The sequence below is a fragment of the Stenotrophomonas sp. STEN225 genome (assembly GCF_056756445.1).
This window is the reverse complement of sequence record NZ_JBRRBV010000003.1, coordinates 18,353-43,190: the sequence shown is the minus strand read 5'-3', so window position 1 is coordinate 43,190 and position 24,838 is coordinate 18,353. Positions and strand designations below refer to the sequence as shown.

Sequence of the window (24,838 nt, the reverse complement as noted above, 5' to 3'; positions counted from 1 at the left end):
CCGCAGCGCTATGGTCGGGTTCTTCCCATTGCCGGTAGGAACCCCATGCCGTCGTTGCGCCGTCTGTCCGTGCTGCTTGCCCTGGCGCTGAGCGCGCCGCTGAACGCCCATGCCATCGAGTTCAGCGCGCAGGAGCTTGCGCGTGCCAAGACATTGCAGCAGCGCCTGCTGACGCTCGACAGCCACCTGGATACGCCGGCCAACTTTGGCCGCACCGGCTTCGATATCGAACAGCGCCATGATCGCAATGCGCTGTCACAGGTGGACTACCCGCGCATGGTCGAGGGATCACTGGACGGCGGGTTCTGGGCGATCTACACCGACCAGGGCGACCGCAGCGCCGCCGCCCACCTGGCCGAGCGCGATCACGGCCTGCAGCGCCTGCTGGAAATCCGCGAGATGGTGGCGGCCAACGGCGATCGGTTCGCCCTGGCCCTGACCGCTGACGATGCGGCGCGGATCAAGGCCGCCGGCAAACGCGTGGTCTACATCAGCATGGAGAACGCCAGCCCGCTGGTGGCCGACCCCAGCCTGCTTTCGTTCTATCACCGTGCCGGCCTGCGCCTGCTGAGCACGGTGCATTTCGCCAACAACGAGTTCGCTGATTCTGCGACCGATCCGAAGGGACCGGAGTGGAAAGGCCTGAGCCCGGCCGGCAAGGCGCTGGTGCGCGAGGCGGTGAAGCTCGGCATTGTCATCGACCAGTCGCATGCCTCCGATGCCGTGTTCGACGATCTGCTGGCGATGATGCCGGTGCCGTTCGTGCTCTCGCACAGTTCAGCCAAGGCGGTCTACGACCATCCACGCAACCTCGACGACGCGCGGCTGAAGAAGCTGGCCAAGGCCGGTGGTGTGATCCAGGTCAACGCCTATGGCGGCTATCTGATCGACACCGGCAAGACGGCCGAGCGCAAACAGGCCGAAGAAGCACTCAGCCGGCAGCTGGGAGGCTGGGAAGGCATGGGCATCGAGCAGGGCGTGGCCTTGTTGAAGGCCGAACAGGCACTGGACCACGAACACCCCGTCCGGCACGCCAGCCTGGAGGACTTCTTCGCCCACTTCGAGCACATCCTCCAGGTGGTCGGGCCCGAACACGTGGGCATCGGCCTGGACTGGGACGGCGGCGGCGGCCTGAGTGACCTGCCCGATGTCAGCCAGCTGCCGAAGATCACCGCGTGGCTGCTGCGCAAGGGATACACGGAACAGCAGATCGCCGGCATCTGGGGCGGCAATCTGCTGCGGGTGATGCGGCAGGCGCAGGACTACGCCGCCAGGCAGGGCGGGTAACCGCCCCGCCCGGGCCGGATCTGCGCCGGGCCGTGCCCGGCGCGGTCTGGATCAGCGCGCGATCAGCGCATGGCGACGGCTGTACAGGAAGTACAGCACCAGGCCCGCGACATTCCACAGCAGGAAGTACAGCTGCGTGGTGTGCGGCAGGCTGATGAACAGGTAGATGCAGCCCAGCGCGGCCAGTGGCCCGACGATGAAGGCCAGCGGCGTGCGGAAGGTTCGCTCGCGGTTCGGTTCACGCACGCGCAGCACGACCAGGCAGATGCCCACCGCGGTGAACGCCGCCAGGGTGCCGGCATTGGCCAATGCCGCGATCTCGTCCAGGCGTGCCACGCCGGCCAGGGCCGACACCACCAGCGCGGTGAACAGCGTGGTGGCCACCGGCGTACCGGTGCGCGCGCTGACCTTGGACAGGCCACGCGGCAGCAGGCCATCGCGGCTCATGACGAAGAAGATGCGGCTCTGCCCGTACAGGAAGGCCAGCAGCACGGTCGGCAGGGCGATGATCGCGATGACACCGATCACCATCGCCGCGGTCGGGTGGCCGAGCTGGCGCATGATCAGCGCCAGCGGCTCAGCACTGTGGCCGAACACCGCGTAGCTCATCGCACCCACGGCGGCCAGCGCCACCAGCACGTAGACGATGGTGCAGCCGATCATCGAACCGATGATGCCGATCGACAGGTCGCGGCCCGGGTTCTTGGTCTCCTCGGCAGCGGTGGAGATCGCGTCGAAACCGTAGAAGGCGAAGAAGATGATCGCGGCGGCCGCCATCACGCCTCGCTCGACACCATCCGGACCCAGTGATTTGGCGAAGCCATACGGCATGAACGGCTGCAGGTTGCTGCTGTCGAAGGCCGGCAGTGCCACTGCCACGAAGATGGCCAGCGCGATCAGCTTGAACACCACCAGGATCGCGTTGAGGGTCGCGCTCTCCTTGGTGCCGGCCATCAGCATCAGGGCCACCAGCCAGGTGATGACGATCGCCGGCAGATTGATCATGCCGCCTTCCACGTGCGGACCCGCGGCCAGCGCGGCCGGCAGGGTCACGTCCCAGCCGAACTGGGTGTGGACCCACTCCAGGAAGCCGACGAAGTACCCCGACCAGCCCACGGCCACCGTGCTGACCACCAGCGAGTACTCCAGGATCAGGCTCCAGCCCACCACCCAGGCGAACACCTCGCCCAACGCGCTGTAGCTGTAGGTGTAGGCACTGCCGGCGGCCGGCATCATCGTCGACAGCTCGGCGTAGGACAGGGCTGCGCAGGCGCAGACCGCACCGGCGATGGCGAAGGAGATCAGGACGGCCGGGCCGGCGAGATTGGCGCCGACGCCGATCAGCGTGTAGATGCCGGTACCGACGATGGCGCCGATGCCCAGCGCGATCAGGTGCGGCCAGCTGAGTGTCGGGACCAGTCGCCTGCCGGCTTCGTGGACGGTGACGGAATCTAGGGACTTGCGCCGGAGCAGGGACATGCAGGCCTCGGAAGGGGTGACTGATAACGACAAGTCTCCGAGTGTGACCGAATGCAGCGCAGCATTACCACTGACGGGGGTCATGCCTGGCGCAGCGCGCGCATGACCGCGACGACACTGCCGGAATCAGCACAAAGGTTGCGGAACGGGCCCGACAGCCGTCGCCGTGCCGGTCAGCCGTTCAGTCCCAGGCGGATGCCGAAGCCGACCAGGAACACTCCGGCCACGCGTCGCAGCGCGTCGCTGACGCGCGGATGCTGGATCAACCGGCGCCGCGCCAGGTTGCCCACCCAGATCAGCAGCGAGCAGTAGGCGATGCTGACCACGAAGATGATCCCCGCCAGCGCGACGAAGGTGGCGATGCCCTGGTGCGCCCTGGGATCGATGAACAGCGGCAGGAAGGCCATGTAGAACAGGATCGCCTTCGGATTGAGCAGGCTGACCAGGATCGCCTGCTGGAAGTAGCGGCCCGGCTGCATGCGGATCGGGCCGGCATCGCCCCCCTCCTGCCTGGGCGTGCGCAGCAGGCTGATGCCCACCCACACCAGATAGGCCGCGCCCAGGTACTGCACGGCGTGAAAGACCAGCGGGTTGGCCTTCAGCAGGGCCGCCACGCCGGCCAGGGCCAGCCACATCAGGATCTGGTCGCCGACCAGCAGGCCGGCCAGTGCGGTGTAACCACCGCGCACCCCGCCCCGGCCGGTGGCGGTCAACAGGGTGAACGTGCCGGGCCCGGGCAGGGCGAGGAACACCAGCACGGCGACCAGAAACGTCCACAGGTCCTGGATGCCCATCCACGGCATGGCGATGTTCTCTTGCTACGGGGAGCCGGTATTGTCGGCCAGTGCCGCGCGCTGCGACAGGGGGCCGCCGCCGCCCTCGGGCATGCCCGACAGCAGCGGTTGCAGGTGCTGGCGCAGTTGCGCATGCAGCTGCCGCACCGCGGGCGAGAACTGCTTGCGGTGCGGGCAGACCAGCTGCAGTGGGATGTGGCTGCCCACACCGCCAAGCAGCAGCTGCAGGCGCCCGGCGAGCACGTCCTCGCGCAGGTCCAGCCAGGACTTGTAGGTGATGCCCTCACCGGCCACCGCCCAGCGCCGCACCACATCGGCGTCGTCGCACACCAGCGGGCCCTGTACCGGGATCACCACGCGACGGCCGTCGACCTCGAAGGCCCAGCGGTCGTAGGCGCGACCACCGAGCTGGTAGGCCAGGCAGTCGTGATCGCGCAGATCCTCCAGCCGCTGCGGCGTGCCGCGCCGCTGCAGGTAGCCGGGCGACGCCGCCAGCACGCGCCGGTTGCCTTCCAGCAGGGGCAGGGCGACATAGCTGGCATCATCGAAATGCCCGATGCGGATCGCCACATCGACCGGATCGCGGAATACATCGGCCACTTCGTCGGACAGGCGCAGATGCAGCCGCAGGCGCGGATGCATCGCACGGAACCGGGTCAGCCACGGCAGCAGCAGGTTGCGTCCGAAGTCCGACGGGGCAGAGAGCCGCAGCGTGCCATGCAGCTCGGCATCCTCGCCCTGCACCCGGGCCTGGCCCTCGCGCAGGGTCGCCAGCACCTCCTGCGCGTAAGGCAGGTACAGCGCGCCTTCGGCCGTCAGCCGCAGGCTGCGGGTGGTGCGCACGAACAGGCGCAGGTCCAGTTCGCGCTCGAGCCGGGCCACGGCGGCGGCGACCTGTCCGGGCAGCAGGTCGGCCTCGCGCGCGGCCTGCGAGAAGCTGCCCAGCGCGGCGGTACGGACGAACAGCTGCAGGTCGTCGAAGCGGATCATTTTCATCGCAGGAGTGAAAGTCCTGCCCGATTGTGCGCCTTTCCGGCGGACCGTGCGCGGCGCACGCTGTGGCCTCCTTTCCCACTGGACCGCTGCCATGCGCGCCATTGCCTATTCCCATGCCGGCCTGCCGATCGACGATGCACAGGCCCTGATCGATATCGACCTGCCGCTTCCGCAGCCGGGCCCGCGCGACCTCCGGGTGGCGGTGCGCGCGGTGGCGGTGAACCCGGTCGACACCAAGGTCCGCCGCAACATGGCCACCGATGGCCCGCGCGTGCTCGGCTGGGATGCCGTCGGCATCGTCGATGCGGTGGGCAGTGAGGTGACCCTGTTCCAGCCGGGCGACGCGGTGTACTACGCAGGCGTGATCGACCGGTCCGGCAGCAATGCCGAGTACCAGCTGGTGGACGAGCGCAGCGTGGGCCGCAAGCCGGCCAGCCTCGACGATGCGGCCGCCGCAGCCCTGCCGCTGACGGCGATCACGGCCTGGGAGCTGCTGTTCGATCGCCTGCGCATCGCCGAGGGCGCAGGCGAGGGCCAGACCCTGCTGGTGATCGGCGCGGCCGGTGGCGTCGGCTCGATCCTGGTGCAGCTTGCGCGTCGCCTGACCCGCTTGACCGTGATCGGCACCGCCTCGCGCCCGGAGACGCAGGACTGGGTGTACGCGATGGGCGCGCACCATGTGATCGACCACGGCCAGCCACTGGCCGAAGGGCTGGCACGGCTGGGCATCGCGCAGGTGGAGCATGTCGCCAGCCTGACCCACACCGACCAGCATTTCGCGCAGATCGTGGAGGTGCTGGCGCCACAGGGCCAGTTGGGGCTGATCGACGATCCTGGCCAGCTGGATGTGATGGCGCTCAAGCGCAAGGCGCTGTCGCTGCATTGGGAATCGATGTTCACCCGCCCGCTGTACCGGACGCCGGACATGCAGCAGCAGCACGTGCTGTTGAACCGCGTCGCGGACCTGGTCGATGCCGGCGTGCTGCAGACCACGCTGGGCGAGCATTTCGGCCGCATTGAAGCGGCGAGCCTGCGTCGCGCGCATGCCGTGCTGGAGAGTCACCGCGCCAAGGGCAAGATCGTTCTCGAGGGCTGGTAGAGGCCTGTCTGCCTCCTGCAGAGCAAAGCATGACCCGGCCCTGCAGGAGGCCTCGCGGTACGTGCCGCTGCCTCAGGGGTCACCGTTGTCGACGTGTTCGGCGAACCCGGGTCGCGACCGCAGGCGGTCAAACCAGGCGTCAAGGCAGGGCAGCGCGGGCCTGGCGCCGGGGGTGCTGCGCCAGCGCTGGGTGGACAGGCCCAGCGCGATGTCAGCCAGGGTGAAGTCGTCGCCGGTGACATACGCTCCCGTGCCGGCCAGCTGGGCATCCAGCAGACCCATGAGCTCATTCCAGCGGGCCAGGCCGGTCTCGGCGCGGCCGTCGTCGGGATAGTCAGGATGCTGCCGCACGCGCGCCATGAACACGTGGCGCCAGGCGCTGTTGAGGTCGGTCGCCTGCCAGTCCATCCATTGCTCGACCTTCGCACGCGCCTGCGCATCTGCCGGCAGCAGGTCAGCGCGTCCGGCGCGGGAGGCCAGGTAACGGCAGATGCTGTTCGATTCCCACAGCACGAAGCCGCCGTCGCGCAGCACCGGCACCTGCAGGTTCGGATTCAGCCCGGCCAGCTGCCGTGCCGACGGTGCCGGGTCGTGCTCGATGGCCAGCCTGAGCTCGGCGCACAGCCACAGCACCTTGCGTACGTTGATCGACGTGGGCTTTCCGAACAGCGCGAGCATGACCGGGGCGGGACGCAGCAGTTGAGACTGGCCCAGCCTACACTGGTGCCATGCAAACCGAATCCCTGCTCATCGCCGGCCTCCTGTTGGTCGTACTCATCCTGCAGCTGGTCGCCCTGCTGCGCCGCCCACCGCATGATCGGCTGGAGCAGGCCGTACGCGAGGAGGCACGGACGGGCCGCAGTGAACTGCGCGAACAGTTGGATGGCTTTGCCCGGGCGCTGACCGACCTGTCGACCCGCACCGACCAGCGCCTGGACCTGCTGCGCGAGGCGCTGGGCGAGGATGCACGCAAGGCACGCGCCGAAGCCGCCGACAGCCAGCAGCGCAGCGGCGCCCTGCTGGCGCAGCGGCTGCAGGAACTGCGAGGCCAGCTGGAGAGCTTCGGCCAGCAGCAGGAGGCGCGCATCCATGCCTTCGGCCAGCAGCTGCAGGAACTCACCGGCCGCACCGATGCCCAGCTCGGCGCGCTGCGCCAGACCCTGGTGGACGATGCACGCAAGGGCCGCGAGGAAGGGGCGCTGTCCCAGCAGCGTCTGACCGAGAGCCTGGGCCTGCGGCTGCAGGAGCTGACCCAGCGCAATGAACAGCGCATCGCCGAGATGCGCGCCACTCTGGAAGAACAGCTGCGCGCGCTGCAGAACGACAACGCCCAGAAGCTGGAGCAGATGCGCCACACCGTCGATGAGAAGCTGCAGTCGACGCTGGAAACACGACTGGGCCAGTCGTTCACCCTGGTCTCCGAACGCCTGGAACAGGTGCAGCGCGGGCTGGGCGAGATGCAGCAGCTGGCCACCGGCGTCGGCGACCTCAAGCGCGTGCTGACCAACGTCAAGAACCGCGGCAGCTGGGGCGAAGTGCAGCTGGAGAACATTCTCGAGCAGACCCTGACCCAGGAGCAGTACGCGCGGGGCGTCAAGGTCCGTCCAGACAGTGGCGAGATGGTCGACATCGCCGTGCGCCTGCCGGGCCGCAGGAATGACGACACGCCGGTATGGCTGCCGATCGACTCCAAGTTCCCGCGTGAGGACTATGAGCGCCTGCTCGATGCGCAGGAGCAGGGCGATGCCGAGGGCGTGCGCCTGCAGGGCATCCAGCTTGAGCGCGCGGTGCGGGTGCAGGCCAAGTCGATCTGCGAGAAGTACATCGTGCCGCCGCACACCACGGATTTCGCAGTGATGTTCCTGCCTACCGAGGGCCTGTATGCCGAAGTGATCCGGCGTCCGGGCCTAGTCGACGGCCTGCAGCGCGATCACCGCGTGGTCGTGGCCGGGCCGACCACGGTCACCGCTCTGCTCAACAGCCTGCAGATGGGTTTCCGCACGCTGGCCATCGAACAGCGGTCCAGCGAGGTGTGGAGCCTGCTGGGGGCGGTGAAGAGCGAATTCGGGAAGTTCGCCGGCATCCTCGAGAAGGCCGAGAAGCAGATCAGCACCGTGGGCCGCAGCATCGGCGACGCCAGCCGCAAGACGCGCACCATCGAGCGCAGGCTGCGCGGAGTGGAATCGCTGGCCACCGAGCAGGCGCAATCGCTGCTCGGCGACCTGGGCGAAGGGGATGCGGAAGGCAGCGGCGAGGATGACGGAAGTGAAGGCGGGACCGACGCCCGCTGAGCGACGCAGACACCCTGCCGACGGGGACGATGCGTATGCTGGCGGCCTGTCCATCGCCAACAGGTACCGCCATGCGTTTCCACCTTGCCGCCAGTGCCGCCCTGGCCGCAGTGCTTGCTGCATGCAGCAGTACACCGCCTGCCACGCAGGCCGGTGATGCCCAGCCAGGCCCGGAGGCCACGCAGGCCTACCAGGACGCGCGTGATGTGGACTGCCAGGCCGCCGGCGGCACCCTGCAGCCGCTGGGACGCCTGCAGCGCCTGCAGTGCGTGATTCCATACGCCGACGCAGGAAAGACCTGCAGCAGCAAGCGTGACTGCACCGGCCAATGCCTGGCCAGCGACGGCATCGCCGCCGGCACGGCAGCCACCGGCACCTGCCAGCGTGACGTCAGCCAGAACTTCGGCTGTCGTCAGCGCATCGACGACGGCAAGGCACAGGGCACGCTCTGCGTGGATTGAGGCGTTCCGGCGCAGCCACGTGGCGCTATGCTGATGGGCCATTCCCCGCTGTTGCCGGAGCACCCCGCGTGAGCACCCCGATCCAGGACATTCCCCTCACCACCATCGACGGCCAGCCGTCCAGTCTTGCCGATTACCAGGGCAAGGTGCTGCTGCTGGTCAACGTCGCCTCCAAGTGCGGCCTGACCCCGCAGTACGAGGGCCTGCAGGCGCTGTATGCGCAGAAGCAGGCACAGGGGCTGGAAGTGCTCGGTTTCCCGGCCAACAATTTCCTTGGCCAGGAGCCGGGCAGCGAGGCGGAGATCCAGCAGTTCTGCCAGCTGACCTACGATGTCACATTCCCGATGTTCGCCAAGATCAGCGTGGCCGGCGATGACACGCACCCGCTCTACCAGCAGCTGATCGCCGCGCAGCCGCAGGCCATCGGCGAAGGCCCGCTGCGCGAGCGACTGTCCAGCAAGGAGATTCCGATCCACCCGGCGCCGGCGGTGTTGTGGAACTTCGAGAAGTTCCTGGTGGGCCGCGACGGCGCGGTCATCGCCCGCTTCGCGCCGGATGTGGCCGCCGATGATGCGCGTCTGCGCGAGGCCGTCGACGCCGCACTGGGCGCCTGATCGCCCGCCATGAAAAACCCCGCCGAGGCGGGGTTTTTTCATGGGGTGCCGGCAGGACTCAGTTGCCCCACTGCGGCATCGGCATCGCATCGATCGGGATCGGCGAGTTGGGATCGTCCTGGCCGCGGTTGCGCTTGCCACGCAGATCGTTCTCGATCTGGTAGTTGCGACGCTGCAGCCACGCATCGCGGACCAGCGCGTACTCGTCCACCGCCGAACTGCGCAGATCGTCCACCGCCAGCAGCTGCGCGCGGCTGTCGACCAGCTGCAGGCCCTGCAGGCCGATGCGGACCTTGTCCTCTTCGATGTTGCGGATCGGCGAGAGCGGCATGTCGCCGGCCAGGCCGAACACATCACGCACGGTGCGGGGACCGAAGAACGGCAGCTCGACGTAGCGCGAGCGACGCCAGCCCCATGCACCCAGCGTCTGGCCGAAGTCTTCCTTGCGGTTGGCGACCATCGCCTTGCTGGCCGGATCGAACAGGCCACCGATACCCAGCGTCGAGTTCATCAGGAAGCGACCCAGCGTGTCCCAGGCATCATCCGGACGGCCCTGCAGCAGCTGGTTGACGATCGTTACCGGCGAGCGCAGGTTGCTGAAGAAGTTGCTCACACCGGTGCGGGCAAAGCGTGGCACCACGTGGGTGTAAGCCGTCGCCAGCGGTCGCGCGACGGCATTGTCGACCGCCACGTTGAACCGGTGCACCTTGCGGTTGAACGGTTCCCACGGGTCGTAGGCCACCGCGTTGCCAGCCGCACCGTCGGCGCCGTACAGCGCGTCGAAATCATCGTCGCCGCCGGGCTGCGCAGCGGCAGCCGAGGCACTGGTTCCAGCAGACGCGTCCGTGGCCGGAGGCGTATTGGCCGTGGCCGTTTCGCCGCTGGCCACGGGGGTGGGCTCCGCTGCCGGTGCGGGGGCATCGGTGGCGGTATCGGTGGCGGCGGTCGGGCTGGCCGGAACCAGCGTATCGGCAACCGGCGCATCGCTGCGCGCGGGCTTGCCGGCACAGGCGCTGAGCGCGGCGGCCAGGACGATCAGGGGGAGAGCGCGTACGACGTTCATGTCAGCTCGCAGCAGAAGTAGCGTTGAAATCCAGGTCGGGCGACAGCCGGTAGGCTGCGCTCAGTTCGTTGTAGCCGGCGGGCATGCCGGAGATCACCAGGGGGTGGCCGGCCTTGCGCGCGCGCGCGGCCAGTTCGGCCAGCAGGGCCAGGCCGGCGCTGTCCACGCGCTCGACCTCGCCCAGTTCCAGCCGTGCCAGCTGCGCCGGCAACGCCTGCAGCTGCGGCCACAGGGCAATCACTGCGGCACGATCCAGCGCCCCGCGCAGGCGCAGGGTGCCGCCTTCCAGCAGTGCCAGCGCGTTACTTGCCATTGCCGGCCGGTCCGGCCTGGATGCTGCCGCTGTGCAGTTCGTTGGCCACCTGTCGGATGCCCTTCTGGCGCAGGGGACTGTCGAACTGGTTGCGGAAGGTCTGCACGTAGGAGATGCCCTCGATGTTGACGTCGAAGATCTTCCACTGGCCGTTCACGTTGCGCATCCAGTACTCGACGGGCGTCGGTTCGTTGCCCGCACGCACCAGCTCGGTGCTCACGCGCACGCCGCGGTTGCCGGGCAGCGGGCTTTCACCCTTCAGGCGGAAGCTCGGCCTGCCCTGGATGTTCAGCAGGGCCGAACCGTAGCGCTGCATCAGGCTGTCGGCCATCGCATCGGCGAACAGCTTGATGTCCGCATCCGACGCGCCGCGTGCATGCGTGCCCAGCACCAGGCGCGCCGCGTAGTCGCGGTCGAAGGTGCGGTTCAGTTCGCTGTCGATGTAGGAGCGCAGGCTGGACGGATTGCTGCTGAACTCGCTCTTGCGCTGCTGCAGGGTGGACAGGATGCGGCTGCTGGCATCGATCACCACTTTGCCGGCCTGGGCCTGCGGAGCGGCGGCAGCGGGGGCCGCGGCCTGCGCCTGGGCGAGCAACGGGGTCGCCAGCAGCAGCGAGGACGCGAGCAGGGCCGGGATCAGTTTCATCTTCATGGTTGCGGTTCCTTTGCAGGCGCCTGTGCGCCATCGTTGGGCTTCGGGTCTGCGCCGCCGCCGGCGCCGCCACTGAACATGTACTTGCCGACCAGCTGGATCAGGTCCACCGCCGGCTGGGTGAAGACGATCTCCTCACCGGGCTTGAGCACTTCCGGATCACCACCGGGCTGAAGACCGATATAGCTCTCGCCCAGCAAACCACTGGTGAAGATGCCGGCCGAGGTATCCGCCGGCAGGTCCTTGACCTTGCTATCCATGCGCAGGGTCACGATGGATTCGAACTTGACCGGGTCCAGGTCGATCGCGGCAACCTGGCCGACGGTAACGCCGCCGATCTTGACCGGCGCCTGCTTGCGCAGCTGGCCGACCTGGGAGAAGCGCGCCTTCAGCTCGTAGCCGTCACCGCCCCAGCTCCAGCGCTGGTTGGTGGAAGCCACGGCCAGCACCAGCAGCGACGCCAGGGCCAGCAGCAGGAATGCGCCGACGGAGAATTCGAGTCTGGGACCGCGGATGGCCATGGGGAGTACCTGATCGAGTCGTTGTGGCCGCGCGCACCGCGCACCGCCGATGGAAGGGTTAGGTGAACAGCATTGCCGACAGCACGAAGTTGAACATCAGCACCAGCAGGGAGGCATTGACCACCGCACGGGTGGTGGCCACCGAAGTGCCTTCGATGGTCGGCTCGGCGTGGAAACCGACATAGGCGGCGACCAGGGCTGCAGTGCCGCCGAAGATCGCCGACTTCAGCATCGCCACGCCGAAATCGTCCCAGAAGTCGACACTGTTGCGCAGCGCCGACCAGAACACGCCATTGTCCAGGCCGAGCACGTGCACCGCTTCGAAGTAGCTGGCGCTGATCGCCAGCGAACAGAAGATGCCGGTCAGCAGCGGCACGGTCAGCACGGCTGCCCAGAAGCGCGGCGCCACGGCCTTGGCCACCGGGTCGATCGCCATCAGCTCCAGTGCCTTGATCTGGTCGGTGGCGCGCATCAGGCCCAGTTCGGCGGCGATCGAGCTGCCGGCACGGCCGATGAACAGCAGCGCGGTCAGCACCGGGGCCAGTTCACGGTAGAGCGACAAGCCGAGCAGGGTCGACAGGGCATCGGCCGCGCCGAAGGTGGTCAGCGTGCGGTAGCCCTGCAGGGTCAACACCAGACCGACGAAGGCGCCGCCGACAGCGATGATCGGCAGCGAGCGCGCGCCGATCTTGTAGATCTCGCGGGTCAGTTCGGCCAGGAAATCACGGGTCGGCAGCGAACCGCGCAGCACGGTCAGCGAGAACAGGCCGGCGCGGCCCAGCGAGCGGGTGGCTTGGATGAAGGGCATCAGGCGACCCTCGCGCGCGGCTCGGCGTCGAACGGGATGGGGCCATCGGGCTGGCCGTGCAGGAACTGACGCAGCAACGGGTCCTGGCTGGACTGCAGCGCGTCGGGCGTGCCCTGGAAGACGATGCCGCCGTTGGCGATGGCGATCACCTGGTCGCAGATCGGCAGCGTCTCGTGCACGTGGTGGCTGACGATGATGCTGGTCAGTCCCAGGCTGTGGTTGAGACGCTGGATCAGGCTCATGATCACCCCGGACGCGATCGGGTCCAGCCCGGTCAGCGGCTCGTCATAGATCATCAGCGGCGGATCCAGCGCCAGCGCACGGGCCAGCGCCACGCGGCGCGCCATGCCGCCGGACAGCTCGCGCGGCCAGGCGTCGGCTGCGGCCAGCAATCCCACCGCATGCAGCTTCATCTGCACCAGCCGGCGCAGTACCGCCGCCGGCAGGCGGGTGTGGGTGCGCAGCGGCAGGGCGACGTTCTCGGCCACGGTGAGGTCGGTCAGCAGGCCATTGCCCTGCAGCAGGACGCCGACGCTCTTGCGCATCTCCAACAGCTCGGCGCTGCGGTGCGGGATCGGCTTGCCGAACAGGGTGATATCGCCGGCCGCCGGGCGCAGTTCGCCGGTCAGCGCGGCCAGCAGGGTCGACTTGCCGCTGCCGGAGGGACCGAGCACGGCGGTGATGCTGCCCTTCGGCACCTGCAGGGAAACGTCGCGCAGGATCGTGCGTCCGCTCCGGTCGATGCGGACGTTGGACAACTGCACCAGACTGGAGGTGGAAGCCGACATGGGCACCATTAACATTTTTTCGACATCGAAGGATCGGGTCAGCCGGCTGAACATAAGCAGACTGGACGGTGCAGTATTGTGGCACGGCAGGGCCCCGGGCAGGTCGGGACAATCGCCGGGCGACCCGGAACAATCCGTGCCGGTGACAGGTTTGACCATTGAATACTGCCAGCCGTGCTGCACACTGTGCATGATGAGTGACCCGGGCAGCGACTTCCGCCTCTACCATTCCAACTCGCTGGATGTGCTGGCCGCGCTGCTGGCACGCAACGTCCGTGCGCCGATGCCAGGGCAGCCGCTGCTCGCACCGGACGTGGTGCTGATCCCGCAGGTGGCGATGCGGCGCTGGCTGCAGGCGACATTGGCCGCCGAATACGGTGTCGCCGCCAACCTCGAATTCCTCACCCCGGGTGAGTTCGTCGCCCGTGCGCTCAACGCCAACGTCGATGGCGAAGCCGACGATCTCGATGCTGCCGGCCTGCACTGGCGGCTGTACCGGGCGCTGCGCGATCCGGCGCTGCTCGGGCAACCACCGATGCGCGCGCTGCAGTCCTATCTGGCCGGCAGCGATGGGCTGAAACCCTGGGCCCTGGCCGGCGAGCTGGCGTCGGTGTTCGAGAAATACCAGGCCTGGCGGCGCGACTGGCTGCTGCGCTGGGAGGCCGGGGCCGACCCGGCCGATCCCCAGGCGATCCTGTGGCGCGCCGTTGCCGGTGGGCATGGCTACCGCGCGCGCCGCATCCAGACCTACCTGGACCGCTTCGAGGGCGCCGGCCAGCCATTGCCGCAGGGGTTGCCGCCGCGCATGTCCGCATTCGCGACGCTCAACATCTCCCCGGACGTGCTGCGGGTCATGGCGACCCAGGCGCGGGTGGGCGAACTGCATTTCTACCTGCCCACCCCGGTGCAGTCGTACTGGGGCGACCTGCAGACCCTGGCCGAGCGGCTGCGCAGCGGCGCTCCCGATCCCTTCGGCGAAGCGGCGGGAGAAAACCGCCTGCTGGAAGCCTGGGGCGCAGCCGGCCGCGACTTCATGGCGGTGCTGGGCAGCTATGAAGTGGTACACCCGGCCGGTGAGATCGCCGCCTACATCGACCCGGAAGACGACGTGCGGCCGACGATGGCCGACGGCGGCCTGTCCGACAGCCTGCTGCACCGCCTGCAGCGCGATCTGTTCCACCGTCGGGCGCTGCCGTCCGGCGAACTGCGTGATGGCCTGGCCGGCGATGATCCCAGCCTGCAGGTGCACGCCTGCCACACCCGCCTGCGCGAACTGCAGGTCCTGCACGACCAGCTGCGTGGCCTGCTTGAGGATGACCGCTTCGACCCGCCGCTGCAGGCCCGCGAGATCGCCGTGCTGGCGCCGGACATCGATCCCTACGTGCCCTACCTGGAGGCCGTGTTCGGTGGCCGCGGTGGCGAGGACGACCACATTCCCTACGCGTTGGCCGACAGCAGTCCGCTGGCGGGCGAACCGCTGGCCGATGTGTTCGTGCACCTGATTGGCCTGCCGGTCTCGCGGTTTGGCCTGAATGAAATGCTGGATCTGCTGGCCAGCGCGCCCCTGGCCGAGGCAGCCGGACTGGACGCGACCGACTTCGACCGCCTGCATGGCTGGCTGCAGCAGGCGGGCGCACGCTGGGGGCTGGATGCGGACCATCGCGCCCGGCACGGCGCGCCACCGGATGATGCCTACACCTGGCAGTTCGCGCTGGATCGCCTGCTGCTGGGCCATGCCACCGGCAGCGATGCCGACCTGGCCGGCGTCGCGCCGTGGACCGGGCTGGAAGGTGGCGCGCTGGATGCGCTGGACCGCCTGCTGCGCCTGCTGCGGGTACTGGCCGCCTACCAGCGCCGTCTTGGCGAGACGTTGACTCCGGCGCAGTGGCGGCAGCGCCTGCTGTCGCTGCTGGATGCGCTGCTGCCGACCCCGCCCGGCTCACCCAACAGCCAGCGCGCGCTGGAGCGGCTGCGCAAACTGCTCAACCAGTTCGCCGAAGACGCAGACAAGGCCGGCTTCAGCGACGGGGTGCCTCCTGAAGTGATACGTGCGCATTTCGGCTCCGCCCTGGCCGAAGCCGACACGCGTGCACCTCTGCTGACCGGCGGCATCAGCTTCGGCCGCATGGTGCCGATGCGATTGCTGCCGTTCCGGGTGATCTGCGTACTCGGCCTCAATGATGGCGATTTCCCGCGTCGCGATCCGGCGGCCGGCCTGAACCAGCTCACCGCCGAACTGGACACGCCCCGACGCCGCCCGGGCGACCGTTCCACCCGCGAGGACGATCGCTTCCTGTTCCTGCAGCTGTTCGCCGCCGCACAGGACGTGTTCTACCTCAGTTATCTCGGCGCCGATCCGCGCGATGGCAGCGTGCGGGAACCGTCGGTGCTGGTCAGCGAGCTGATCGACGCCGTGGCGGCCTACCACCTCGATCCAGCCGCCGCCGCCGCGGCATTCACGGTCCGCCACGCGCTGCAGCCGTTCTCCCCCGCCGCGTTCGGCGATGGCGACCCGCGTCGCTTCAGCTACCGCCGGCAATGGCATCCGGCAGCCGGTCGCCTGGCCGGGCAGCGTGGCGGGCTGTCGCCGTGGTTCGACGCGGCGGCGCTGCCGCCGCCGGTCGAAGCTGCGGTGGAAGAAGAACTGTCTCTGGAAAGCCTGCGCCGGTTCCTGTGCGACCCGGCTGGGCAGTTCCTGTCGCAGTCTCTGGGCCTTCGACTGGCCGATGAGGTCGAGGACGTCGTTGATCTGGAGCCGCTGGTGCTGTCCGCGCGAGGGCCGGACACGCGCAGTGTGCAGGCCGCGGTGGTGCGTGCCACCCTCACCGGCGATGACGACCCGCTCTACCCGAGGCTGCGCGCACGTGCGCTGGTGCCGTCCGGTGCGCTGGGCGAGCGGCAGTTCGAGGTGGAACAATCGAAGACCCGCCCCTATGCCGACGCAATGCTGGGCTGGATGCAGGGCGTACAGCCGGAAAGCCGCCGCTATGAGGTCCAGATCGACGGCGTGCGCCTGCACGGCCGGGTTGCCGATCGCCATCCTGGTGGTCTGGTGCGGCTGCGCGCGGGCACGCTCAACGGCAACGCGGTGATCCGCCAGGGGCTGGACTGGCTGCTGGCCAATGCGGCAGGCGACGCGTTGCCGCTGGTCCAGTTCCACGACGGTGGTGACGCCGGTCAGGGTCCGCACGTCCTGCCGGCACTGTCCGTGCCCGCGGCGCGGGCCGCCCTGCGCGCGCTGCTGCAGCTGCGCCGGCGTGGCCTGCGTGAGCCGTTGTGGTTCGCTCCCTACACCGGCTGGGTGCTGTACACGACCAGCGGCGAGAAACAGCGCAGCGAGGGCTGGAAGCAGTGGCATGGCAGCGACCGCAGCTGGGGCGAATCCCGCAGTGACGCCTGGCAGTTGCTGATGCGCGGTGCCGATCCCTTCGCAGACGATGCCCGGTATGCCGAGCTGCTGCACAACAGCCAGGTGGTGTTCGGCGCGCTGCGCGAAGGCCGCGTGCCCGGCGCCGGTTCACATACAGAGGTCACCGGATGAACGCTACCGTGGCAGGCAGCCCCATCGAACATCCCGGTATCGACCCGTATCTCGCACTGCCCCTGGATGGCGTCCGCCTGATCGAAGCCAGTGCCGGCACCGGCAAGACCTTCACCCTGGCCACGCTGTTCACCCGGCTCGTGGTCGAGCAGGGCCTGCGTATCGGCCAGATCCTGGCGGTGACCTTCACCGATGCCGCTACCCAGGAACTGCGCAAGCGCATCCGTGAGCGACTGGCGCTGGCCGCGCGGATGGTCGACCTGCCTCCGGGCGACGGCGAGGCACCCGACATGCGGTTGACCCGGCAGATCCTGAGGCGCCATCTCGATGCCGGCAATGAGAGCGCGGCGGCGCTGAAGCGTCGCCTGCAGGTCGCTGCCGACGAAATCGATCTGGCCGCGATCTTCACCATCCACGGCTTCTGCACCCGCGTGCTGCGCGAGCACGCACTGGAGAGCGGCCACACCTTCGATCCTCCGGAGCTGCTGACCAGCGACCGCGAGCTGATGGAGGAACTGGCGGCTGACCTGTGGCGCGTGCACGCCAACGATCCGGCCACACTGGAGCCGCTGACCTTGTTGTGGTCGAGCCCGGACGCACTGGCAGGCGACCTGCGCGCGCTGCTGGCCGCACCGCCGCTGCATCCATTGCCATTGCCGACGCTGCCGGACGATCCGCGGCCGCGGATGCTGCAGGCCGCGCAGGTCCTCGCGTCCGCCATCGACTCTGGTCTTGATGCGGCCCGTGGGCAGATCGCCACGGCGTTCGAGAAGAAGGTCTTCGATGGACGTCGTGCCAAGCGGCCGAGCTTCGACAAGGCATTCTCCACCCTGGTCGCCGGGCAGGCGGTCGCGGACTGGTCACGCGATGGAAAACTCCATCTGGAGAAGCTGCTGCCCACTTCGATGCAGGCGCTCTGCCGGGACGATCAGCAGGGCGCATGCCCGGATGCACCCCTCTTCGACGCATTGCAGGCCTGGTGGGATGCCGCCGACGTGGTCATGTCGTGGCTTCGCCAGCGCGCGATCCGCTTCCTGCACGCCCTGCGCGCCGAAGCCGCGCAGCGACTGGCCCTGTTGAAACAGACGCGACGGGTGCAGACCTACGATGACCTGATCGACGGCGTGGCGCTTGCCCTGCAGGGGCCGCAACGGCTGACGCTGGTGCAACGGCTGCGCGCGCAGTACCGCATTGCCCTGGTCGATGAATTCCAGGATACCGATGACCGTCAATGGGGCATCTTCCACACCCTGTTCGGCGATTCGCCGGAGGTGCGCGAACTGGGACTGGCGCCAGCGCTGTTCCTGATCGGCGATCCGAAGCAGGCGATCTATGGCTTCCGCGGTGGCGACATCCATACCTACCTCAAGGCCAGGCAGGTTGCGCAGCCTGCGCCGGCATTGGACCAGAATTTCCGCTCGCGGCCTGCGCTGCTGCGCGTGCTGCAGATGCTGTACGACAACGGCGGTGAGGACGCCTTCCTCGAGCGTGACATCCGCTTCGAGCCGGTGCGGCCGGGCGGCGTACGTGCAGATGCGGATTACCAGCGTGATGGCCATGCCGCCGCAGCCCTGACCCTGCGCGTGCTGCGCAGCGGCGGTGACAGGCCGCTGGCTGCCGATGCCTCCCGCGAGGCAGCGACGCGGGCCTGTGTGGCCGCCATTCACCAGGTGCTGGTGGACGCGCGCGCCGGCAGGGCCCTGCTGCGTGGTCGCCCGGTGCAGCCGGCTGACATCGCCGTGCTGGTGCGTTCGCATCGCGAGGCCACGCTTGTACAGCGTGCGCTGGCGGCTGTTGGAATTCCCGCGGTGGCAGCCGGCAGGCAGAGCCTGTTCGCCACCAGCGAAGCCCGCGACCTGCGCGCGCTGCTGCTGGCCCTGCTGCAACCGGCCGACGAAGGCCGCCTGCGTACCGCGCTGGCCACCGTGCTGCTCGGCCAGCCTGCCAGTGCGATCGCAGCGATGGAACGCGAAGGCGACCTGCAGCGGGGATTCCAGGCGCAGCTGCTGCACTGGCGCGAACGATGGCAGCGCGGCGGCCCGTTCGCGGTGATCGCCGACGTCTGCGCCGCACAGGGCGAACGCCTGCTGGCGCTGATCGATGGCGAGCGCCGGCTGACCAATTACCTCCAGCTCGGCGAGCTGCTGCAGGAGGCGTCGGCACAGGCGCTGGGCATGCATGGCCTGCTGGACTGGCTGCAGGGCCGGATGGCCAGCGCCGACCAGGACGATGAGCAGCAGCTGCTGCGCCTGGAATCGGACGCGCGCCGTGTGCAGATCATCACCCTGCACAAGAGCAAGGGCCTGGAATACCCCTTGGTGTTCCTGCCGTTCGTGGGCATCGAGCGCGGCGCGAACAACAGCGCTGCACACTGCACCGTGCATCTGGACGGCGAGCGCCAGCTGCACTGGAAGCTCGACAGGGACGAGGTGTGGGACGCCGTCAGCCGCCAGGCGCGGCACGAACAGCAGGCAGAGGACGCGCGCCTGCTGTACGTCGGCATGACCCGAGCCGAGCACGCGCTGTGGATCGCCATCGGTGACCTCGCCGGTCTTGCCAGGACCGCACTGGCGCCATTGCTGGGCGACCTGCAGGCCCTGCGCGGGTGCGCCGATGTGCAGGTCGACGACAGCGAGCCGGTGGCGCAGCTGCCGCAGCTGGCGGTGGAAATGGACGGCGAACTTCCGGCAGTGCGCACGCAGGCGCGTCGCGTGCCCCACGACTGGTGGGTATACAGCTTCACCCAGCTGGCCCATGCCGATGCCGGCAGTGGCAGTGACATCGAGGCGGCCGCCACCGAACTTCCGGCGCCGGCGGCCGACGAACCGGTTGGCGCGGAGCTGCCCCTGGAGCCCGCGCTGCCGGATCCTGCCGCGACCGAAGAGGCCGCGCCGGTCGACCCGCGTTTCATGGGCAGCCGCTTCGGCAACGTGCTGCACGAAGCGATGGAGAACGTCGACTTCGCCGCATGGGGCGCCTGGCAGCCTGGCCAGGAAGCGCCGGAAGGCCAGGCCGCCGTGCTGCGCAAGGCATTGTGCGAAGAGGGCTATGCAGATGCGGACATGGATGACGGCATCGCGGTGCTGGTGCCACTGGTCGGCCAGACCCTCATCGCGGAGCTGCCGGAGGGCGGCGCGCTGTACAGCGTGCCCGTGCAGGATCGTCGTGCCGAGATCGACTTCCACTTCGCCATCGAGCCGACCGCTGTGCCGGCGCTGCTGGATGTACTGCATGCCCATGGCATCGCCAGCGCGCGCCGGGGCTTCGGCCAGCGCCGCCGGCTGGAAGGGCTGATGACCGGCATGATCGACCTCACCTACGTGCGCGATGGCCGCTGGTACGTGCTCGACTACAAATCCAACCGGCTGCCGGGCTACAGCCCCGACCTGCTGGCCATCGCCATGCGCCACAGCGAGTACGACCTGCAGGCCCTGATCTATACCGTCGCGCTGCATCGCTGGCTGCGCTTCCGGCTGGGGGCGGCCTACCGCTACGAACGCGACATGGGCGGCATCCGCTATCTGTTCTGCCGCGGCCTGGATGGCACTGGCAATGGTGTCTACACCGATCGTTTCCCGCTCGAACTGGTGGACGCGCTCGATGCGTTGTTCGCCGGAGGCAGGCAGGCCCAGGCCGAGCTGGCGGCACGCGCGCTTGGAGCCAGCGCATGAGCCTGCTCAGGGATCTGTACCGCAATGGCCAGCTGCGGACGATCGACCACGCCTTGGCGACTGGCCTGCAGCGCCTGCGCACGGACACCCCGGAGGACGTGGCCCTGGCGGCGGCCCTGGCCTCGCTGGCGGTATCGCTGGGGCATGCCGGTTTCGATCCGGCGCAGCCGCACCGGCTGCTGGAAGGCGTATCCGCCTGGCCGGCGCCGCAATCCTGGATCGAGCAGCTGCGCGCCTCGCCCTGGGTCGCGACCCCCGGGCGCGCCGATGCTGTCGCAGGTGACGCCCCGCTGGTGATGGAGAATGGCCTGCTGTACCTGCGCCGCTATCGCGAGTACGAGCGGCAGCTGGCGGCGGGCCTGCAGCGCATCGGCGGCCATCCGCTGCCGGCGCCGGATCTGCCCGCGTTGGCGCCTCTGTTCGCACGGTTGTTCCCGCAGGCCCGGGATGCCGAGGATCATCAGGCGCGCGCGGCAGGCGTGACCCTGCGTCATCCCTTGGCGCTGGTGACCGGAGGACCCGGGACCGGCAAGACCACCACCATCGCGCGCCTGCTGCTGTTGCTGGCTGCGCAGGCAGCGCATGCCGGCCAGCCACCGCCGAAGGTGGCCTTGGCCGCACCGACCGGCCGCGCCGCAGAGCGGATGGCTGAAAGCCTGCGTCTGGCCGTGCAGCGGTTGCAGGAGGAGGGCCTGGACCCGGCGCTGTGCGCCGCATTGCCTACCACCGGTACCACGCTGCATCGCCTGCTGGGCGTCATTCCCGACTCGCCCCGCTTCCGCCACCACGCCGATAATCCGCTGCCGCTGGATGTGGTGGTGATCGACGAAGCGTCGATGATCGATCTGCCGATGATGGCCAAGCTGGTCGATGCCATCGCCAGCGGCACCCGCCTGATCCTGCTCGGCGATCCTGACCAGCTGCCCTCGGTCGAAGCCGGCGACGTGCTGGGCGCGATCCTGCGAGCCAGCGGTGATGGCATGGGCACGCGCGTCGATGATGCACTGGCGTTGCAGGGGGTGTTGGCGGCACCGGCATTGCAGCCGCCGGCGCCGGTCCATGCATTCACCGGTAGGCGGGTGCAGCTGCAGCGCGGTTACCGGCAGAGCGACGCATTGGATCTGGCACCGTTGGCGCGTGCCGTCCGCGATGGCGACAGCGTCACCACGCTGCGACTGTTGCGCAGTGGCGAACTGTCGGGAGTCCGCTTCCACGAAGGGGAGCCGGATCCGCTGCGTGACCAGCGTGAGCATCTGCTGGGCCGCTGGCGTGCATTGGCCGATATCCGGGACCCGGTCCTGGCACTGCAGCAGGCCGGCCGCCTGCGCGTGCTGACCGCGCTGCGTGAAGGGCCGCAGGGAGCCCGTGGCCTCAACGAGCGGATCGAACAGCTGCTGGCCGGCACCACCCCGGGCTACTTCCAGGGGCGCCTGCTGCTGGTAACCGAGAACAGCTATCGGCATCGCTTGTTCAACGGCGATGTCGGCATCTGCCTGCGCGACAGCACGGGCGCGATGGTGGCGTGGTTCCCCGGCGACACCGCCGATCAGCCGCGCGCCTTCCATCCGGCCGCATTGCCGGCGCACGAGAGCGCGTTCGCAATGACCGTGCACAAGGCACAGGGCTCGGAGTTCGATGAGGTCTGGCTGCAACTGCCACGGCAGGACAGTCGCGTGCTGTCGCGCGAGCTGATCTACACCGGGCTGACCCGTGCCCGCCAGGTCCTGCATGTGGCGGCCAGTGCCGATGTGCTGCAGGCCGCGCTCAAGCGCCATGCCAGTCGAATCGGCGGCCTGGCCTGGCGGCTGGGTGCGGACCAGGCGGCCGAACAACCAGCGGGCATGGAACAGCCCACGGTGCAGGGCCAGTTGTTCTGAACCGGGGTCGGATCCCCTTCCCAACGGGAACGGGATCCGACCCGGCGTCATTCCGCGATCAGCACCAGGCCATCGGGGAACACGATGGCCGCTTCATCGGCACTGACATCAAAGAAGCCCACCCCGTGCTCCTCCGCAAGGTCCTGTACCCGGCCATGCGCACGCTCGGCCACGGAGTAGGCAAACGCACCGTAGATGACGTGCCGGCCGATGCTGTAGTCGGTGACCTCGGCGCGATCGTCCTCATCGTTGCTCAGCGGACCATTCAAGGGCGGGAACTCCTGTGCCATCGCGGCGAACCAACCCTGCAACGCCGGACTGCTGACCACCGGATCGTCGTACTCGTGGTTCTCGCCCCAGGCGGTCTGCTTCTCGAACCAGGCGATGAACGCTGCCGCCTCACGCGGGGCGACGCTGGCCTCGAACACCATCATGTCGTAACTCATTGAACCGTCCTGTTGTCGGGGCGAAAGGCCGCCGGGCATCGCCCGGCGCTACGGGGTAGCGATGGTAGCGCCGGGCCATGCCCGGCGGATCGCGTTATAGCGACGGAGCGGCAGCATCCGCCAGCCCCGGCGCCAACGCTTTCGCCTCCGGGAACAGGGCGAAGCGCAGGCCCACCAGGCCCATCAACGCCTCGTCGCGTGCCTTGCAGGCCGCCACGCTGCCGACCCGCCCCAGCGACGCATCCAACCGCCCGCGCAGCGCCTGATCGGCGGTGATCGGCCGGCGTGCGGCGACTTGGCGCCGATAGTGCGCGGCAATCTCCTGCAGGATCTGCTCAACGGCCTCGCGGCTGCGTTCGGGCAGTTCCAGTCGGGCACGCCGCAGCTGCAGGATGTTCAGGCCGATGCGGGCTTCATTGAGCATGTCCACCGACGCGATGTCGCTGCCCTCCGGTGTCGCCGCCAGCCGGGGGGCCAGCAGCCCGAGCAGGTCGAGCATGCGCGTGGCGAAGCGCTGCCGGTCCTGCTGTCCGCGGCCTTCGGCCGCTTCCGCCAGGGTGGTCCAGCCTTGCCGGACCAGCCGCCGCGCGGTCCATTCGGCACCTACCGAGCGGAACAGGCGGGTCATCACCACCGCAAAGCCGATGCCGATGAACATCGCCACTGACGAGTTCACGAACGTCTGGATGTTGGCGCTGTAGGTGTTCTGCAGGCTGAGCAGCGCGGCCAGATTGACCGTCAGCGGCAGCGCAAACAACGCACTCTTGGGGTGGTGCAGCAGCAGGCCCAGCGGCAGGAACGCCACCGCCAGCACCAGTGCCAGCAGTCCGAAGTCGTGAACGGCGGGGAATACACCGAACAGGTACACGCCTGCGACCAGCGAAGCCACCATCGCCCACACCAGGAACGAGACCATGCTCGGTGCCGGATCATCCTGTGCCGCGAAGAAGGCCGCCGTCACCGCAGCCATCATCGCGCCGTTGCCACCGCCTTCCCAGCCCAGCGCGATCCACAGCACGCAATAGCCCATCAGCGCCACGCCGGCGCTGAGCGCCGAGAACAGCGCCATGCCGTAGTCGACGTGCCTGTCGGCGGCGACCCGGTCGGTGCGGATGCGATAGTGCGCGCGGTCCAGCGGCGCGTTGCCGTGGTCGATCGCCTGCTGCAGCGTGCGGCAGTCCTGCCACAGGTCCACCAGCTCTTCCAGCCGCAGCAGCAGGCTGGCCAGCTGCAGGTGCTGCAGGTCGCGGTCCACCTGCGGCTTCACTGCGCTGATGCGCGCACGCAGGCGGGCGTAATCACTGGCACTGGCCGGTTGCTGCAGCCATTCGTGAATGTCGTCGATCACTGCCGACAGCCCATCGGGCAGCGACTGGCCATTGCTTCGCAGCGCACTCAGGCGATCGGCAATGGAGGAAAGCACCGGCAACAGCAACAGCATGCGCTCGCGCAGCCGCTCCATGGAGACCGCCGCGCCGGTGTGGCGCGGATCATCGCGGCGCAGGAACTCGATCAATGCCTCGAACTGCACCAGATCGGCGGCCAGGCGGTTGCGCGGTGCATGCGCGCGGCCTCGCTCCAGGATCTGCCGGCACCACTGCGCCGCATCCTCCATCCAGGTGCCGATGCGTGCGCGCAGCATCGGCCGCACCGAAGCCGGGAACAGCAGCGAGGCGAACAGCACCGCCACCACAGTGCCGAGGATGATCTCCTCGCTGCGTGCCACGACCGTGTCGAAGATCGTCTCCGGCGAGGTCACGGCGGGGAAGCCGATGAAGGCGGTCGTATAGCCGGCGAGCAGGAAGGCATAGCCGCGCGGGCCGCGGTTGAGCAGGGCCAGGAACAGGCAGCCGGCCAGCCAGAACGACATCGCCGCGCTCAGCAGCAGTGGGGTTTCCACCAGCGCGGGCAGCACCAGCAGTGTGGCCAGGCCGGCCACCAGGGTGCCGACGATGCGGTATACGCCCTTGGCGCGGGTTGGTCCCAGCAGCGGCTGGCTGACGATGTAGACCGTACCCATCGCCCAGTACGGGCGCGACAGGTTGCCGGCCATGGCGATGTACAGGGCGGCGATCGCGGCCAGGTAGGTCTTGATCGAGAACAGCCACGCCTGGCGATCGGTCACGGCGTTCATCAC

General features: G+C 68.7%; 20 protein-coding genes. 8 read left to right on the top strand and 12 right to left on the bottom strand.

Translation table 11 applies throughout. The features are described 5' to 3' along the window. The first annotated feature begins 45 nt into the window (after nt 1-45). Complete coding sequence (locus ACVOJ1_RS04190; protein WP_340044145.1) at nt 46-1,287, top strand: dipeptidase; 1,242 nt, start codon at nt 46-48, stop codon at nt 1,285-1,287. 51 nt (nt 1,288-1,338) lie between these two features. On the opposite strand, the gene ACVOJ1_RS04185 is transcribed toward ACVOJ1_RS04190, so the two are convergent. The 3 genes from ACVOJ1_RS04185 to ACVOJ1_RS04175 all read right to left on the bottom strand — a co-directional run bounded on the left by ACVOJ1_RS04185 (nt 1,339) and on the right by ACVOJ1_RS04175 (nt 4,556). Further along, the gene (locus ACVOJ1_RS04185) at nt 1,339-2,766 is read right to left on the bottom strand and encodes an amino acid permease (protein ID WP_053517233.1); all 1,428 of its coding nucleotides are present in this window, start codon (nt 2,764-2,766) and stop codon (nt 1,339-1,341) included. 173 nt (nt 2,767-2,939) lie between these two features. Continuing rightward, nucleotides 2,940-3,569 (bottom strand): leucine efflux protein LeuE, encoded by a 630-nt coding sequence (gene leuE, locus ACVOJ1_RS04180; protein WP_053517234.1) that lies wholly within the window; start codon nt 3,567-3,569, stop codon nt 2,940-2,942. Nucleotides 3,570-3,584: 15 nt separating this feature from the next. Continuing rightward, nucleotides 3,585-4,556, bottom strand: coding sequence for a LysR family transcriptional regulator (locus ACVOJ1_RS04175; protein ID WP_111187101.1), 972 nt, complete (start codon nt 4,554-4,556; stop codon nt 3,585-3,587). A 91-nt stretch (nt 4,557-4,647) separates the two neighbouring features. Between ACVOJ1_RS04175 and ACVOJ1_RS04170 the strand changes: the two genes are divergently transcribed. Further along, nucleotides 4,648-5,655, top strand: coding sequence for a zinc-binding alcohol dehydrogenase family protein (locus ACVOJ1_RS04170; protein ID WP_164151451.1), 1,008 nt, complete (start codon nt 4,648-4,650; stop codon nt 5,653-5,655). Nucleotides 5,656-5,727: 72 nt separating this feature from the next. Here the strand turns inward: ACVOJ1_RS04170 and ACVOJ1_RS04165 are convergent, their stop codons facing one another. Further along, nucleotides 5,728-6,333 carry a glutathione S-transferase family protein gene (locus ACVOJ1_RS04165; RefSeq protein ID WP_164151449.1) on the bottom strand — a complete coding sequence of 202 codons (606 nt, stop codon included), beginning with the start codon at nt 6,331-6,333 and terminating at the stop codon, nt 5,728-5,730. 50 nt (nt 6,334-6,383) lie between these two features. Here ACVOJ1_RS04165 and ACVOJ1_RS04160 point away from each other — a divergent pair, with 50 nt between their 5' ends. The 3 genes from ACVOJ1_RS04160 to ACVOJ1_RS04150 all read left to right on the top strand — a co-directional run bounded on the left by ACVOJ1_RS04160 (nt 6,384) and on the right by ACVOJ1_RS04150 (nt 9,021). After that, a complete protein-coding gene (locus ACVOJ1_RS04160) occupies nt 6,384-7,946 on the top strand; it encodes a DNA recombination protein RmuC (RefSeq protein ID WP_164151447.1) in 1,563 nt (520 codons plus the stop codon). Nucleotides 7,947-8,017: 71 nt separating this feature from the next. Beyond that, nucleotides 8,018-8,407 carry a hypothetical protein gene (locus tag ACVOJ1_RS04155; protein WP_111187105.1) on the top strand — a complete coding sequence of 130 codons (390 nt, stop codon included), beginning with the start codon at nt 8,018-8,020 and terminating at the stop codon, nt 8,405-8,407. A 68-nt stretch (nt 8,408-8,475) separates the two neighbouring features. Beyond that, a complete protein-coding gene (locus ACVOJ1_RS04150; RefSeq protein WP_065174060.1) occupies nt 8,476-9,021 on the top strand; it encodes a glutathione peroxidase in 546 nt (181 codons plus the stop codon). A 58-nt stretch (nt 9,022-9,079) separates the two neighbouring features. Here ACVOJ1_RS04150 and ACVOJ1_RS04145 read toward each other — a convergent pair whose 3' ends face one another. From ACVOJ1_RS04145 to ACVOJ1_RS04120, 6 genes are read right to left on the bottom strand one after another with little or no spacing between them, the layout of a single operon-like run. Further along, entirely contained in the window at nt 9,080-10,084 is a 1,005-nt protein-coding gene (locus tag ACVOJ1_RS04145; protein ID WP_065174059.1) for an MlaA family lipoprotein, read from the bottom strand. A gap of 1 nt (nt 10,085) precedes the next feature. Next, a complete protein-coding gene (locus ACVOJ1_RS04140; RefSeq protein ID WP_053517244.1) occupies nt 10,086-10,397 on the bottom strand; it encodes an STAS domain-containing protein in 312 nt (103 codons plus the stop codon). After that, nucleotides 10,387-11,049 (bottom strand): MlaC/ttg2D family ABC transporter substrate-binding protein, encoded by a 663-nt coding sequence (locus ACVOJ1_RS04135; RefSeq protein ID WP_053517245.1) that lies wholly within the window; start codon nt 11,047-11,049, stop codon nt 10,387-10,389. The genes ACVOJ1_RS04140 and ACVOJ1_RS04135 overlap by 11 nt, the downstream gene beginning before the upstream one ends. Then, nucleotides 11,046-11,570 (bottom strand): outer membrane lipid asymmetry maintenance protein MlaD, encoded by a 525-nt coding sequence (gene mlaD / locus ACVOJ1_RS04130; protein WP_053517247.1) that lies wholly within the window; start codon nt 11,568-11,570, stop codon nt 11,046-11,048. The genes ACVOJ1_RS04135 and mlaD overlap by 4 nt, the downstream gene beginning before the upstream one ends. Before the next feature lie 58 nt (nt 11,571-11,628). Further along, nucleotides 11,629-12,378 carry an MlaE family lipid ABC transporter permease subunit gene (locus ACVOJ1_RS04125; RefSeq protein WP_065174057.1) on the bottom strand — a complete coding sequence of 250 codons (750 nt, stop codon included), beginning with the start codon at nt 12,376-12,378 and terminating at the stop codon, nt 11,629-11,631. Continuing rightward, on the bottom strand, nt 12,378-13,166 hold the full coding sequence (locus ACVOJ1_RS04120; RefSeq protein WP_065174056.1) for an ABC transporter ATP-binding protein: 789 nt from the start codon (nt 13,164-13,166) through the stop codon (nt 12,378-12,380). Before ACVOJ1_RS04120 ends, ACVOJ1_RS04125 begins: the two co-directional genes overlap by 1 nt. A gap of 190 nt (nt 13,167-13,356) precedes the next feature. Here ACVOJ1_RS04120 and recC point away from each other — a divergent pair, with 190 nt between their 5' ends. Genes recC through recD form a run of 3 tightly spaced genes read left to right on the top strand, consistent with a single transcriptional unit; the run spans nt 13,357 to nt 22,255 of the window. Then, nucleotides 13,357-16,707: an exodeoxyribonuclease V subunit gamma gene (gene recC / locus ACVOJ1_RS04115; RefSeq protein ID WP_346480052.1), complete on the top strand. Its 3,351-nt coding sequence runs from the start codon at nt 13,357-13,359 to the stop codon at nt 16,705-16,707. An 8-nt stretch (nt 16,708-16,715) separates the two neighbouring features. Beyond that, nucleotides 16,716-20,378, top strand: coding sequence for an exodeoxyribonuclease V subunit beta (gene recB / locus ACVOJ1_RS04110; protein ID WP_346480051.1), 3,663 nt, complete (start codon nt 16,716-16,718; stop codon nt 20,376-20,378). After that, complete coding sequence (recD, locus tag ACVOJ1_RS04105; RefSeq protein ID WP_346480050.1) at nt 20,375-22,255, top strand: exodeoxyribonuclease V subunit alpha; 1,881 nt, start codon at nt 20,375-20,377, stop codon at nt 22,253-22,255. The genes recB and recD overlap by 4 nt, the downstream gene beginning before the upstream one ends. A 47-nt stretch (nt 22,256-22,302) precedes the next feature. Here recD and ACVOJ1_RS04100 read toward each other — a convergent pair whose 3' ends face one another. Next, a complete protein-coding gene (locus tag ACVOJ1_RS04100; protein ID WP_053517252.1) occupies nt 22,303-22,701 on the bottom strand; it encodes a hypothetical protein in 399 nt (132 codons plus the stop codon). Between the two features lie 94 nt (nt 22,702-22,795). Next, nucleotides 22,796-24,835, bottom strand: a complete 2,040-nt coding sequence (locus ACVOJ1_RS04095; RefSeq protein ID WP_346480049.1) for an FUSC family protein — start codon at nt 24,833-24,835, stop codon at nt 22,796-22,798. Nucleotides 24,836-24,838: the final 3 nt, after the last annotated feature.

Coding starts and splice junctions, on each gene's coding strand:
- recC (WP_346480052.1), top strand. CDS start 13,357: ATGATGAGTGACCCGGGCAGCGACTTCCGCCTCTACCATTCCAACTCG.
- mlaD (WP_053517247.1), bottom strand. CDS start 11,570: ATGGCCATCCGCGGTCCCAGACTCGAATTCTCCGTCGGCGCATTCCTG.
- ACVOJ1_RS04125 (WP_065174057.1), bottom strand. CDS start 12,378: ATGCCCTTCATCCAAGCCACCCGCTCGCTGGGCCGCGCCGGCCTGTTC.
- ACVOJ1_RS04145 (WP_065174059.1), bottom strand. CDS start 10,084: ATGAACGTCGTACGCGCTCTCCCCCTGATCGTCCTGGCCGCCGCGCTC.
- leuE (WP_053517234.1), bottom strand. CDS start 3,569: ATGCCGTGGATGGGCATCCAGGACCTGTGGACGTTTCTGGTCGCCGTG.
- ACVOJ1_RS04165 (WP_164151449.1), bottom strand. CDS start 6,333: ATGCTCGCGCTGTTCGGAAAGCCCACGTCGATCAACGTACGCAAGGTG.
- ACVOJ1_RS04170 (WP_164151451.1), top strand. CDS start 4,648: ATGCGCGCCATTGCCTATTCCCATGCCGGCCTGCCGATCGACGATGCA.
- ACVOJ1_RS04140 (WP_053517244.1), bottom strand. CDS start 10,397: ATGGCAAGTAACGCGCTGGCACTGCTGGAAGGCGGCACCCTGCGCCTG.
- recD (WP_346480050.1), top strand. CDS start 20,375: ATGAGCCTGCTCAGGGATCTGTACCGCAATGGCCAGCTGCGGACGATC.
- ACVOJ1_RS04190 (WP_340044145.1), top strand. CDS start 46: ATGCCGTCGTTGCGCCGTCTGTCCGTGCTGCTTGCCCTGGCGCTGAGC.
- ACVOJ1_RS04160 (WP_164151447.1), top strand. CDS start 6,384: ATGCAAACCGAATCCCTGCTCATCGCCGGCCTCCTGTTGGTCGTACTC.
- ACVOJ1_RS04175 (WP_111187101.1), bottom strand. CDS start 4,556: ATGAAAATGATCCGCTTCGACGACCTGCAGCTGTTCGTCCGTACCGCC.
- ACVOJ1_RS04185 (WP_053517233.1), bottom strand. CDS start 2,766: ATGTCCCTGCTCCGGCGCAAGTCCCTAGATTCCGTCACCGTCCACGAA.
- ACVOJ1_RS04095 (WP_346480049.1), bottom strand. CDS start 24,835: ATGAACGCCGTGACCGATCGCCAGGCGTGGCTGTTCTCGATCAAGACC.
- ACVOJ1_RS04120 (WP_065174056.1), bottom strand. CDS start 13,166: ATGTCGGCTTCCACCTCCAGTCTGGTGCAGTTGTCCAACGTCCGCATC.
- ACVOJ1_RS04100 (WP_053517252.1), bottom strand. CDS start 22,701: ATGAGTTACGACATGATGGTGTTCGAGGCCAGCGTCGCCCCGCGTGAG.
- ACVOJ1_RS04155 (WP_111187105.1), top strand. CDS start 8,018: ATGCGTTTCCACCTTGCCGCCAGTGCCGCCCTGGCCGCAGTGCTTGCT.
- ACVOJ1_RS04135 (WP_053517245.1), bottom strand. CDS start 11,049: ATGAAGATGAAACTGATCCCGGCCCTGCTCGCGTCCTCGCTGCTGCTG.